Source organism: Collimonas fungivorans, assembly GCF_028292705.1.
GTDB classification, from domain to species: Bacteria; Pseudomonadota; Gammaproteobacteria; order Burkholderiales; family Burkholderiaceae_D; genus Collimonas; species Collimonas fungivorans_B.
The window spans coordinates 14,664-27,687 of record NZ_JAQGLV010000029.1 but is presented as its reverse complement, the minus strand read 5'-3'; the positions used below and the strand labels follow the sequence as shown (position 1 = coordinate 27,687).

General features: G+C 63.0%; 11 protein-coding genes. All 11 read right to left on the bottom strand.

All coding sequences use genetic code 11. The annotated features are described in order from the left end of the window. Position 1: 1 nt before the first annotated feature. The 11 genes from JWQ61_RS01280 to JWQ61_RS01230 all read right to left on the bottom strand — a co-directional run bounded on the left by JWQ61_RS01280 (position 2) and on the right by JWQ61_RS01230 (position 12,885). On the bottom strand, positions 2-745 hold the full coding sequence (locus JWQ61_RS01280) for an RNA polymerase sigma factor FliA (RefSeq protein WP_304358917.1): 744 nt from the start codon (positions 743-745) through the stop codon (positions 2-4). A 24-nt stretch (positions 746-769) separates the two neighbouring features. Continuing rightward, the gene (locus JWQ61_RS01275) at positions 770-1,564 is read right to left on the bottom strand and encodes a flagellar biosynthesis protein FlhG (protein WP_304358918.1); all 795 of its coding nucleotides are present in this window, start codon (positions 1,562-1,564) and stop codon (positions 770-772) included. A 19-nt stretch (positions 1,565-1,583) separates the two neighbouring features. After that, on the bottom strand, positions 1,584-3,956 hold the full coding sequence (gene flhF, locus JWQ61_RS01270; RefSeq protein WP_304358916.1) for a flagellar biosynthesis protein FlhF: 2,373 nt from the start codon (positions 3,954-3,956) through the stop codon (positions 1,584-1,586). A 2-nt stretch (positions 3,957-3,958) separates the two neighbouring features. Next, the gene (gene flhA, locus JWQ61_RS01265; RefSeq protein ID WP_304358915.1) at positions 3,959-6,064 is read right to left on the bottom strand and encodes a flagellar biosynthesis protein FlhA; all 2,106 of its coding nucleotides are present in this window, start codon (positions 6,062-6,064) and stop codon (positions 3,959-3,961) included. Then, the gene (gene flhB, locus JWQ61_RS01260; protein ID WP_304358914.1) at positions 6,061-7,203 is read right to left on the bottom strand and encodes a flagellar biosynthesis protein FlhB; all 1,143 of its coding nucleotides are present in this window, start codon (positions 7,201-7,203) and stop codon (positions 6,061-6,063) included. The genes flhA and flhB overlap by 4 nt, the downstream gene beginning before the upstream one ends. 185 nt (positions 7,204-7,388) lie before the next feature. Next, a complete protein-coding gene (gene cheZ, locus JWQ61_RS01255) occupies positions 7,389-8,027 on the bottom strand; it encodes a protein phosphatase CheZ (protein ID WP_304358913.1) in 639 nt (212 codons plus the stop codon). Position 8,028: 1 nt separating this feature from the next. Further along, entirely contained in the window at positions 8,029-8,427 is a 399-nt protein-coding gene (gene cheY, locus JWQ61_RS01250) for a chemotaxis response regulator CheY (protein WP_304358912.1), read from the bottom strand. A gap of 92 nt (positions 8,428-8,519) precedes the next feature. Beyond that, entirely contained in the window at positions 8,520-9,602 is a 1,083-nt protein-coding gene (locus tag JWQ61_RS01245; protein WP_304358911.1) for a chemotaxis response regulator protein-glutamate methylesterase, read from the bottom strand. Continuing rightward, entirely contained in the window at positions 9,599-10,264 is a 666-nt protein-coding gene (cheD, locus tag JWQ61_RS01240) for a chemoreceptor glutamine deamidase CheD (protein WP_304358910.1), read from the bottom strand. The genes JWQ61_RS01245 and cheD overlap by 4 nt, the downstream gene beginning before the upstream one ends. Further along, positions 10,261-11,130 (bottom strand): CheR family methyltransferase, encoded by an 870-nt coding sequence (locus JWQ61_RS01235; RefSeq protein WP_304358909.1) that lies wholly within the window; start codon positions 11,128-11,130, stop codon positions 10,261-10,263. The genes cheD and JWQ61_RS01235 overlap by 4 nt, the downstream gene beginning before the upstream one ends. 132 nt (positions 11,131-11,262) lie before the next feature. Then, positions 11,263-12,885, bottom strand: a complete 1,623-nt coding sequence (locus tag JWQ61_RS01230) for a methyl-accepting chemotaxis protein (RefSeq protein WP_304358908.1) — start codon at positions 12,883-12,885, stop codon at positions 11,263-11,265. Between the last annotated feature and the right edge of the window lie 139 nt (positions 12,886-13,024).

The window sequence follows — 13,024 nt, the reverse complement described above, 5'->3', positions numbered from 1 at the left end:
CTCAGGCAATCTCGCTCCGGCTGGTTTCATTCAAGCGCACCCGCAAGCGGCTGATAGCCTGGCTATGCAGCTGGCAGACGCGCGACTGGCTGACTTCCAGCACGGCGCCGATTTCGCGCAAATTCATTTCCTGTTCGTAGTACAAGCTGAGCAGCAAGCGCTCCCGTTCCGGCATCAGGGCGATCGCCTCCACCAGCATATGGCGCATGCCGCTGTCCAGCAGGCGCTGCAGCGGATCGCTGGCGCCGCTGCGATGGTTATCGTCATGCTGGCGGTCAAGAAAGGAATTTTCGTTGCTGCCGCCTTCGCAGTCTTCGTAATACACTAGCTGCGAGCCGTGGATCTCCTGCAGTAGGTGCTGGTAATCTTCCAGCGACAGCTGCATCGACTGCGCGATTTCACGCTCGCTGGGCGGCCGCGCCAGTTTCTGCTCCAGTGCCTGCACCGCGGCGTCGACCTTGCGCGAAGATTGGCGCAGGCCGCGCGACAGCCAGTCGTTGGCCCGCAATTCGTCCAGCATCGCGCCGCGGATACGCTGGCTGGCGTAGGTTTCGAATTGCGCGCCCTGGTCGTCCTGGTAGCGGTTGGCGGCATCCAGCAAACCCAGCATGCCGGCCTGGATCATGTCGTCCAGCTCCACGCTGGCCGGCAATTTCGCGATCAGCTGCAAAGCCAGGCGCCGCACCAGCGGCGCGTATTGCGCCAGCGTGTCGGATTTGTCGATTTTTCCCTGAGCCGTATACATGATGGATTCCTCTTCCTGCTCTACTCACACAGTGTCCAGATTTCGGTTAACAACAGGGCGCGGCCATTGCAGCAGCTGGCCGGCGATGCGGCGGAAATCGATTGCCGCAGCGCTGGTCTGGAATGCCTCCACCACGCTCAACTTGAGTCTTTGCGCGCGCACCAGCTGCGGATCCTCCGCCACGCAGCCGGCAGGCTCCAGCGCCAGGCCCAGGTAACGGCTGCCGGCGCTGGCCAGGTTGTTCAGCACGTGCTGCGCCGCCGGCATGCCGGCCGCCAGGTTGACCATGATCCTCAGGCGCTGCAGCGCATGCGCGTAATGCAGCTGCTTGACGCACGCGTAGGCAGCGGTAATCGACGACGCCTGCGGCCGCAGCACCACCACCACATCGTCGGCCTGCGCCGCCAGGGGCGACAAGGCGCCGTCCCGGCCGAGGCTGGCGTCGATCAGGATTACCTGTCCCTGGAACACATTGCGCACTTCGGCCGCTGCGGTCGCATCGCCTTTGCGCACTGCCAGCAGCAGCGCTCCGCAAGCCAGGCGCGAGGCCGCAGCTTGCAGCGGCAGGCCGCCGGCAACATCGGACCAGCTGCCCGCCGCAGCGCCAGCCCACATCGCAGCTGCCGACTGCGCCCCGCCCTGCTCGTCCAGCAACAGCACTTCTTTTCCCTGCTGCACCAGCGCCGCGGCCAGGTTCAGGGCCACGCTGGTGACGCCTACCCTTGGACTGCTGCCGACCAGTGCGATGACATGCGCTGCCTGCGTGCCTGAATGCCGTGCCATCAGGCAGCGCAAACCGTCCGCCTGGTCGCTGACCACCTTGTTCAAACGCGCCTCCTCATCCTGGCAACGCCGCCGTGCCGTGCACCGGCGCCAAGCCAGGAACGTTGTCAGTGTCCAGCGCCAGCGCATCCAGCAGCGCGATCAGCTTGCCGAAACCTTCAAACAGCGCTGCGGCGGAAGCGACGGTGACCGAGCCGGAACGGATCCGGTGTCCGGCCAGTTGCGCCAGCAATGTGCGCGCCGGACCGGCCCAGTCGTCCCGGCTCAGGGCCAGGCGCCAGATGGTGGTGCTGACCTGGGCGGCAACCAGCAAGCGCTTTTGCATATGGCTGTCGCCCGGCTCGGTGCAGGCGCCGAGCTGCAGGATGGCTTGCTTGAGCAACTTGTAATAAGGATCGGCGGCCTGTTTCCAGCGACTCCATGCGGCCAGCTGCGATGCCGTCGCAGCTGGCGCCAGGTTGGTCAGCAAATGCCAGCTGGCCAGCAGCTTGCCGTTATGCTGATCGGTGATGCGCACGACCGCGCAACGCAAGTCGCTGCCCAGGGTGATTGCCGTTTCCGCCAGCGTCTGCTGCGCCGGCCTGCCCTTGTAGGTGATCATCTGCGGCGCAGTGAAGACCAGTTGCGCGGTCAGTTGCGCCAGGATTGTCCTGACGCCGCCGCACTCTACGCGCGTCGTGCTGCGAGCCCGGGCCAGCCATGACAGGCCGCCGGCCTGCCAGGAATCGACCAGGCTTGGCGCCGGCATCCTGTCGAGCAGGTGCACCACCGGCTTGCCGAAATCCTGGCCATGCATCCAGGCCAGCTGGCGCAGCGCCGGTGTCGGCATGATGCTGCTTGCACCGGCGGCAAGCGCGGTCGACAGCAATTGATGCGGCGCCGCCAGCGGCATGCCGTCGCGATCCGACAGCAATAGACTGGACTGCAAGGCATAAGCGTCGCCGCTGCGGCCGGCGACCAGTTCGGTCTTGCCGCTGATCGCCAGCACATGGGTGGTGCAGGCAAGGTCTATTTCCGTTTTTGCGTGCGCCAGCAGTTTGTGCGCTACCACCTGGCTGCCTGTGCCGTCGTCCGCCAGGCATCGCCACAATGCGCTGCTGGCCTCGAAGCCGATCCCGCCATCGGTCAGCGCACTGGCGTTAGCGGCCAGTTCTTCAGCGTCATGCGCTAGCACCCGGATCAGTTGCTGGCACTGGCTGCGCAAACGTTCCGTGGCGGCGGCCGCTGCTGCCAGTTCGACGTCATTGCTCAATGCCGCCGGCAGCTCGCCCAGGCCGGCTTCGCCCGGAACAAACAAGGCGCTGCGGCTGGCGCTCTGGAACACGCTGTCGACCAGTTGCGCGCGCTCGGCCAGCATCAGGTTTTCCGGCACTTTCTGGCCGCAAGAGACGTAGTGCACCGGCAATCGGTGACGGATCACGGTATCCAGCAGTGCGCCGGGATGGGTGGCTTCGTCGGTCTTGGTGAAGATGCATCCCGCCAGCTGGTTGCCGCCGGCGCTGTCCTTATAGGCGTGCACCACTTCATTCAGGGTGTCGCCGTGGCTGGCGGCGTTCAACAGCAGCAAGCGCTTGACCGGACGGCCGGCGCCGCACAGCATGGCGACCTGGTCTGACACGCTGCGGTCGCGCTGGCTCTTGCCGACCGTGTCGATCAGGACCATGTGCTTGTCGCGCAAATCCTCCAGCACTAGCCGCAGGTCGGCCGCGTCTTTCACCGCATGCACCGACACGCCCAGGATCTTGCCGTAAATGCGCAGCTGTTCAAACGCGCCGATGCGGTAGCTGTCGGTAGTCAGCAGCGCCAGCTTGTCGGCGCCGAAGCGCATCACGCAACGCGCCGCCAGCTTGGCGGTGGTGGTGGTCTTGCCTACTCCGGTCGGACCCATCAGGGCGTAGACGCCGCCGCCATCCATCAGCGCATCTTCGTTTTCCATCAAGGGCAGGTTGCGCGCCAGTTCGGCCTTGACCCAGGCCATGCCGGAGGAAAAATTCTGGCCGGTCGGCAAATGATCCAACATCGCTTTCGCCAGGCTGGCGCTGAAGCCGGCGCCCAGCAAGGTACGCAGCAGGTGGCCGCGCACCGGATCACGGCGCTGCTTGTCGTTCCATACCAGGCCGGCCAGCTGTTCTTCAATCATGCCGCGCATCGAATGGATTTCGCTGATAACGCTACCGTTGCTGTCCATGCTGAATGGCGCGGCGGCGCTTGCTGCCGACTGCACCACCGGTGCGGCAACAGCAGCTGCGGATGCCGGCGCCGGTGCCGTACGCGCATCGCCTGCGGTTTCCAGCATGGCGACAATTTCGGCGCCGGCGGGAGTCGCCCGGCTGGAAACGATGATGGCGTCCGGCCCCAGCTGCTCGCGCACCAGGCGCAGCGCTTCGCGGCTGGACGGCGCGACGATGGTGACGCTGTCAGTGTTCATGTTCAAGCCTTGCCTCCGATAGTGGCGGTTACTTTGATGGTGCGGGTGTCAGGAATTTCGGCATGCGACAGCACCTTGAGCTGCGGCAGGCTGCGGCGTAAAAACCGCGCCAGCAAGACCCGCAGCGGATGCTGCACCACCAGCACCGGCGCCAGGCCGAACTGCTCCTGGCGCGTGATCGCGGCCTGGGTCTGCGCCAGCAGGCTGTCGGCCAGCCCCGGCTCCAGCCCGCTGCCGTTGCTCAGCGCCTGCAGCAGGACCCGGTCCAGCGAACTGTCGAGGCCGATCACCTGCAGTTCGCCGTTGCCGGGGAACAGCTGCTGGGTGATGGCCCGGCCCAGCGCCAGCCGCACCAGCGAGGTCAGCTCGGTGGCGTCGCTGACTGCGGCTCCGTGCTCCAGCAGGACGTCGAGGATGGTGCGCATGTCGCGTATCGAGACGCTTTCGTCCAGCAGGTTTTGCAATACTTTCTGCAATGTCGTCAGCGACAGCAGCTTCGGCACCAGGTCCTCGATCAGCTTCGGCGCATCCTTGCCGACCCGGTCCAGCAGCTGCTGCACTTCCTGCCGTCCCAGCAGTTCCGCCGAATGGGCATGGATCAGGTGGTTCAGGTGGGTGGCGATCACGGTGCTGGCGTCGACCACGGTATAGCCGTAGATCTGCGCCTGTTCCCGCATGGGGCTTTCGATCCAGACTGCCGGCAGGCCGAAGGCCGGATCGACCGTCTGCGTGCCGGGCAAGGTGGCGCTGACCTGACCCGGATTGATCGCCATCCATTGCCCAGGCCAGGCTTCGCCGTTGGCGATCTCCACGCCCTTCAGCGTGATCACATAGGAATTCGGCTTGAGTTCAAGGTTGTCGCGGATATGCACCACCGGCACCAGGAAGCCGATGTCCTGCGCAAATTTCTTGCGTATGCTCTTGATGCGCCCCAGCAGCTCGCCGTTCTGGCTGCGGTCCACCAGCGAAATCAGACGGTAGCCGACTTCCAGTCCAAGCGGATCGACCAGCGCCACATCATCCCAGCTGGCGTCGGCCGGTTCCGCAGCCACGGCGGAAGGCGGCGGCGCCTTGGCCGCATATTCCGCCGCCGCGGTTTTCTGCAGCAAACGGCGGCCGAGATAGACCAGGCCGCCGGCAATGATCAGGAACGCCACATGCGGCATGCCCGGCACCAGTCCCATCAGGCCGATGATGCCGGCGGTCAGGAACAGCACCTGCGGATTGGAAAACAATTGCCCCATCAGCTGCTGGCCGACATCTTCATCGGTAGTCACGCGCGAGACGATGACGCCGGCCGCGGTGGAAATCACCAGCGCCGGAATCTGCGCCACCAGGCCATCGCCGATGGTCAGCAAGGTGTAGTTCTTGGCCGCCACCGAAATATCCAGGCCATGCTGGGCGACGCCGACGATCAGGCCGCCAACCACGTTGATCACCATGATCAGCAAGCCGGCCACCGCATCGCCGCGCACGAATTTGCTGGCGCCGTCCATGGAACCGTAGAAATCCGCTTCCTGCGCGACTTCGGCGCGGCGTTTGCGCGCCACGTCTTCACCGATCAGGCCGGCGTTGAGGTCAGCGTCGATCGCCATCTGCTTGCCGGGCATCGCATCCAGCGTGAAACGCGCGCCGACTTCGGCAATCCGTCCTGCGCCCTTGGTAATGACCATGAAGTTGATCACCACCAGGATCACGAACACCACGATGCCGACAGCAAAATTGCCACCCACCAGGAAATGGCCGAAGGCTTCGATCACCTTGCCGGCGGCATCCGGACCGGTATGGCCTTCCAGCAACACCACCCGGGTGGAAGCGACGTTGAGCGACAAGCGCAGCAAGGTAGAAAACAGCAGTACCGCCGGGAAGGCGGCAAAATCCAGCGCCTTCATGGTGTACATGCTGACCAGCAGCACCATCACCGACAGCGCGATATTGAAAGTGAACAGCAGGTCGAGCAGGAAAGGCGGCAAGGGCAATATCATCATGCCCAGGATCATGATGATCAGCACCGGACCGGCCATGCCCTTGACGCTGTTGCCGGCCAATATGGCGGCCCCTAGCCGGGGCAAGGAACTGAATGAAAAAGCTGGTCCTGCAGGCTTCATGCCGGGCTCGCTAAAGTGTCTAATGAATCGGGAACCGGCAGGTCAGCCGGCGTGCGTGGCGCAATGCCGCCCTCGCTGCGCCAGCGCTGCAGCTGGTACACCCAGGCCAGCACTTCAGCCACTGCGGTGTACAGCGCGGCCGGGATTTCTTCGCCGAGGTTGGTATGGCGATACAGCGCCCGGGTCAGGGGCGGCGCTTCCAGCATGGGGATCTTGTGTTCGGCGCCGATGGCGCGGATGCGCAGCGCCACCAGGTCGGTGCCTTTGGCCACCACGCGCGGCGCGCGCATTTCCTTGTCGCTGTATTTGAGCGCGACCGCAAAGTGGGTCGGATTGGTCACCACCACATCGGCGGTCGCCACCTCGGCCATCATGCGCCGCCGCGCCATCTGTTGCTGCTGGCGCCTGATCTGGCCCTTGACGTGCGGATCGCCTTCGCTTTCCTTGTGTTCCTGCTTCAGCTCTTCGCGCGTCATGCGCAGCTTGCGGTAATAGCTCCATAACTGATACGGCACGTCGATCGCCGCCACCAGCAGCAAGGAAGCAATGATCAGGCCGCAGCAATTGGCCACCAGCCGCACCGTATGCGCCAACGCGCCATGCACCGGCTCGCTCAGCAGGCCGAGCAGCGTATCCAGGTTGTGCGACATGACCCAGTAGGCGATGCCGCCTACCAGTACCGACTTGGTGCATGCCTTGAACAGTTCCGCCAGCGACTGGCTGGAGAAGATGCGGGCGATGCCGGTCGCGGGGTTCAGCTTGGAAAATTTCGGCGCCAGCGCATCCGGAGAAAACAGCCAGCCGCCCAGCATCAGCGGCGCTGTCAGGGCCGCCAGCGCCAGCATGGCCAGCAAGGGCAGCAAGGCCTGCAGCGCTTCCTGCCCAGCGGCGGCGGCCTGGGTCAGCATGTAAGAGGAGTCGAAGGCGGCGGCGCGCTTGAATTGCATGCCCTGCCGTAAAGCGTGGCCGATATGCTCTGCCATCGGCACCGCCGTCAGCCACAAGCCGCCGATGCCGGTGCTCAGCATGACAAACGTGCTCAGCTCGCGCGAACGGGCAACCTGGCCTTCTTCGCGCGCCTTTTCCAGGCGCCGGGGAGAACCGGGTTCCGTTTTTTCGAGATCGCTTTCTTCCGCCATGCATGCTCCGAACCAGAAGGGACGAACAGCGCCCTATCAATGTCGATTATTGATGCAAGGGCGCAGATGCAATCGGGCAAACAAGGCGGGGATAGCGGTGCTGCTCAGGCAATCGCTGCGGTCAGGGCGTGTTTGCCATCGCCCTGGCCGCTTTTAAGCGTGATGCTGATTCACAATTGCCCGGCTCAGAAGCCCAGGCTGGACAACAGGTCGTCAACCTGCTCCTGGTCGGAAACCGCATCGGGATTCTCTTCCGCTTTCATTTGCGGACCGTTCAGCAGGCCGTTGCCGTCGCTGCGTTTTTCCAGCGGCGTATTGTCGATCAGCACCTGCAGCAGCTGCCTTTCCATTTCCTGCACGACTTCCATCATTTTCTTGATGACCTGGCCGGTCAGGTCCTGGAAGTCCTGCGCCATCATGATTTCCATCAGCTGCTCATTGATGGCCGAAGCCTGCCGCGGCACGTCTTTCAGGTAATTTCGGGTATCCAGCACCAGCACCCGCGCATCGTCCAGTTCGACCGGGCTGACGAACCACTCGTCCCAGCGCTGGTTGAGCGTCTTGGCCTGCTTGCTGAGTGTTTCCTGGATCGGCTGGGCGACATCGATCGCGTTCAGTGCCCTCTCGGCCGCGCGCTCGGTCATCGCCGCCACGTAGTTCAAGCGGTCGCGGGCATCCGGGATCGCCTGCGCTGCCTTGGCGATTTCCTGGTCCAGGCCGAGTTCCCGCATGCTTTCGCGCAGCAGGCGGGTCAGGTGGCCGATGCGGTTGACCAGCTGTTCGGCGGAATCGCCGGCGACCGGCATCTGTAAGGCGAGGCTCATATCAAGCACTCTCTTTCGCAATTTTTTCGAATATCTTGGTGATTTTTTCCTCCAGCGTGGCCGCGGTAAACGGCTTGACCACATAGCCGTTGGCGCCGGCCTGGGCGGCGGCGATGATGTTTTCCTTCTTGGCTTCTGCCGTCACCATCAGCACCGGCAGCCTGGCCAGGGCCGGATCGGCGCGTATCGATTGCAGCATGGTCAGGCCGTCCATGTTCGGCATGTTCCAGTCCGAGACGACAAACCCGAAGTTGCCGTCCTTGAGCTTGGCCAGCCCCGCTGCGCCATCCTCGGCTTCGTCGACATTGACGAAATCTAGCTCTTTCAACAGATTTTTCACAATCCGCCGCATGGTGGGAAAATCGTCCACCACCAGAATTTTGATGCTTTTATCAACCATGATTACTCCACACTATAAATAGGGCCTGCATGAATTCCTGACGCCATGCCTGTATAACGTCACAAATGTCAGAAAATGCAGGGCAGATGTTTTTACACCCGGTTTGAGCGTTCGCCGTACGACATCAGGCGCGCCATCAGGCGTGCGCTCATGTCAGCTATGCCGGCCACTTCGCTGGCCGCGCCCATGGCGATGGCTTCACGCGGCATGCCGAACACCACGCAGCTGGCTTCGTCTTGCGCCAGGGTGTAGGCGCCGGCTTGGCGCATGCGCAGCAAACCTGCTGCGCCATCCCGTCCCATGCCGGTCAGGATCACGCCGATGGCGTTCTTGCCGGCATGCTGGGCGACCGAATCGAACAACACATCGATCGACGGCCGATGACGGTTTACCGGGTCTTCCTGGTCCAGATGCGCGACATAATTGGCGCCGCTGCGCGCCAGCGAAAGATGGAAGCCGCCGGGCGCGATATAAGCATGGCCTGGCAACACTCGCTCGCCGTGCTCCGCTTCCTTGACGGTGATGCGGCACAGGCCGTCCAGGCGCTGCGCAAAGGAGCGGGTAAACCCGGGCGGCATGTGCTGCGCGATCATGATGCCAGGACAATCCGGCGGCAGCGGCTGCAAGACTTCCCGGATTGCTTCGGTGCCGCCGGTGGAAGCGCCGATGATGATCAGCTTCTCGGTGCTCAGCAAAGGGCTGCGCAGCATCGGCGTCAATCCGGCCGCTGCCGCCGCATCGGCGCCGGAGCGGCGCACTGATTGCAGGCGGGCGCGGGCCGCCGCGCGGATCTTGTCGGCGATCAGGTCGGTATATTCCAGCAAGCCCTCGCGTATGCCGAGGCGCGGCTTGGTGACAAAATCGACCGCCCCCAGTTCCAGCGCGCGCAGCGTGATTTCGGATCCGCGCTCGGTCAGCGAGGACACCATCAGCACCGGCATGGGCCGCAGGCGCATCAGTTTTTCCAGGAAATCCAGGCCGTCCATGCGCGGCATTTCCACGTCCAGCGTCAGCACGTCCGGATTGAGCTGCTTGATCAGGTCGCGCGCCACCAGCGGATCGGGCGCTGTCGCCACCACCGTCATATCCGTCTGGCTGTTGATGATTTCAGTCATCAGGCTGCGTATCAGCGCTGAATCGTCGACACACAATACCTTGATTTTTTTATCGCTCATGCGCTGCCTCCGCCTTGTTTTACGGCTCTCTTGCCAATGGCCGTATTGAATAATTCCACCTTGCTGCGTACCGGCTGCTGCGCCAGCGTCTGCACCAGCTGCTGTTCGTCGCGCTGGACCTGTTCGGCATCGTTGATGCGGTGCAGCCTGCGCACCATGACCTTGCCACTCCTTGGAAAATAGCTGATCCGGCGCGGCAGGTTGCCGCGCAAATCCTGCGCCGCCACCCGTACCTGTTCCATCTGCAGGTAGCGCAATACAAAATCGGCATTGCGGTCGCCGATGTTCAGCATCGTCATGTTGGCCAGCACCGCGCCGCCGCCGAACACCTTGGCTTCCAGCCGTTCCCGGCGCGCGCCTGCCTTCAGCAACTCGTTCAGCAGCATCTCCATGGCGTAAGCGCCGTAGCGCATGGAAGCCGAAGCGCTGCCGCCTGAATTGCCCGGATTGCCGTCATTGGGCAGCATGAAATGGTTCATGCCGCCGACCCCCGCGGTGCTGTCGCGCACGCAGGCGGCCACGCAGGAACCGAGCACGGTGCTCAGCACCATGTCGTCGGGCGTGACGTAGTATTCGTTCGGCAGCAGCTTGACCGCCGCGCTGTCGAATTCACGGTCAAAATAATGATGGGTCGCCATCGACTCTTCCGCCGCTGAAATCATGCGCCGCCTTTAGCCTGCCTTGGATCGAGCTCATACACGGTCTGGCCGCGCAGCCGGAACGGCTGGCTGGCGTAGGAAAAATTCTCGGAATGCCCGGCAAACAGCAAGCCTTGCGGTTTCATCAGGGGTGCAAAGCGCTGCAGGATCTTGTTCTGCGTCGGCTTGTCGAAATAGATCATCACGTTGCGGCAAAAGATGGCGTCGAACGGTTCCTTCAGACCCCATTGCGTATCCAGCAGGTTGACCTGGCCGAACTTCACCATGGCTGCCACTTCCGGCCGTATCCGCACCTGCCCGGCGCGGGCGCCGCTGCCTTTCAGGAAAAAACGCTTGAGGCGTTCCAGAGGCAGCTTGCTGACCTGCTCCATGGTGTAGACCCCGGCCGCGGCTTTCTCCAGCACCTGGGTGTCGATGTCGGTGGCGATCACGCTGGCCGTGGCGGCGCGGCTGCCGAGCGCTTCGATCAGGGTCATCGCGATCGAATACGGTTCTTCACCGGTGGAAGCGGCCGAGCACCAGACTGTCAGCGGCACTGCGCTTTTTTTTGCATGCTCCGCCAGCAGCGGAAAATGATGCGCCTCGCGGAAAAACGCCGTCAGGTTGGTAGTCAGGGCATTGGTGAAAGCTTGCCATTCGGCGCTGTCCTTCTCGGCTTCCAGCAAGGCCAGGTAGGAAGTGAAGTCGTTCATGCCCAGTTCGCGCAAGCGGCGCGACAGGCGGCTGTAGACCATCTCGCGCTTTTGCTCGCCCAGCGCGATGCCGGCGCGCTGGTGGATCAGCGCGCGGACCCGGGAAAAATCGCCGTCGGTCAGCAAAAAATCCCGAGCTGAAGCAGCAGCAGACCTGGTGCTCGGTTTGATAGTCATTCAGTGCGCCTTAACATGGTTGGCAAGGCCGCCTGCCGCGGCAGCTGCCCGTATTGCAATATAAACATGGCGGCCCGATGCCGATGCCGCAAACAAGCGCCTAAAACCCCGCTTGCTCCGGCTATGGCGGCGCTAGGCCGCTGCGCCACGCAGCATCTGGGCATGCGGCGTGATATCAATCATCCTGTTTGCCTGCGCCGCGCCATGCACACGCTCCAGCTTGAAGGCGCCGACCACTTCCGCCAGGGTGCCGGCCTGGTCCTGCAGGCTGGCGGCGGCCGCCGCTGCCTCTTCCACCAGAGCGGCGTTTTGCTGAGTCACCTGGTCCATCTGGCTGATGGCCTGGTTGATCTGCTCGATGCCGGCGGTCTGCTCCTGGCTGGCAGCGGTGATTTCGCCCATGATGTCGGTCACGCGGCGCACGCTGGCCACGATTTCCTCCATGGTGCTGCCGGCCTGGTCCACCAGGCGCGAGCCGAGCCCGACTTTTTCAACCGAATCGTCGATCAGCCCCTTGATTTCCTTGGCCGCAGCCGCCGAACGCTGCGCCAGGCTGCGCACTTCCGCCGCCACCACGGCAAAGCCGCGTCCCTGCTCGCCGGCCCGCGCCGCTTCCACCGCGGCATTCAGCGCCAGGATATTGGTCTGGAAAGCGATGCCGTCGATCACGCCGATGATGTCAACGATCTTTTTCGAGGAGATATTGATGGCGCCCATGGTGCTGACCACCTGGGTCACCACGGTACCGCCATGCAGCGCCACTTCCGAGGCGGACACCGCCAGCTGGTTAGCCTGGCTGGCGTTGTCGGCATTCTGCTTGACGGTCGAAGTCAGCTGCTCCATCGATGCGGCGGTTTCTTCCAGCGAACTGGCTTGCTGTTCCGTACGCTGCGACAGGTTCTGGTTGCCGGCCGCGATCTGGCCGGAGGCGGTGGCGATGGTGTCGGTGCCGCTGCGCACTTCGCCGACAATCTTCTGCAAGCTGTGGTTCATGTCTTTCAGCGCTTGCATCAGCTGCCCGGTCTCGTCCCTCGACCTGACTTCGATATCGGCCGTCAAATCGCCGTCGGCGACGCGGCGCGCCACGTCTACCGCAAACTCCAGCGGCTGGGCAACCACTCGCGCAATCCACAGCGCCAGGGCGAAACCTAGCAGCAGCATCGCGATCATCAGCCCTATCATCCAGAGCCGAGCCTTGTTGTAGATGGCTTCGCCGTCTTTGGCAGAGGCGGCGCTGCCATCGCTGTTGATTTTCACCAGGCGTTCAACCTGCTTGTCCAGTTCGACAATGGCAGCCAGGGAATCGCCGCGTATTTCTTTTATCGCATCGTCTTTCCTGAAGGCGCGCGAGATTTCGACGATTTTCTTGTCCATCTCCAGGTAGCGCGGGATTTTATCCTTGATCTGGTCGTATACGGCGCGCTCCTCCGCGGAAACCAGCGGCGCATATTCACTCAGGTTCTTTTGCACGTCGCCCCGGATATCGCTGATGAACTGGGCGCTCTTGTCCATATCCGCTACGTCGTTCGACATGACGTGCTGCATTTCGACATTGCGCAGCAGCGCCAGATGGCTCTTCAGGGTCAGCAGCATCCGCACGCTCGGCAGCCAGTTGCTGTTGATTTCATTGGTGGTGGCGTTGACTTGCCCCAGTTGCGTGATCGAAGCCACGCCCAGCACCAGCGTCAGCATCAATATCAAGGCGAACGACAGCAGCAGCTTGGTCGCAATTTTCAAGTTGTAGAACCAGGTCATGATTTTCTTTTCAGATGGGGTTTCAGTTGCATGCGAGCCTTTGGCTCGGGAAAGCGGATTTTGGCTAACCGCTTTCCTGTTCGTGTTAACGGCAGGCTGCGCCGTTTCTTCAGGCCCCAAAACAGCCGGTCCCGCTTCC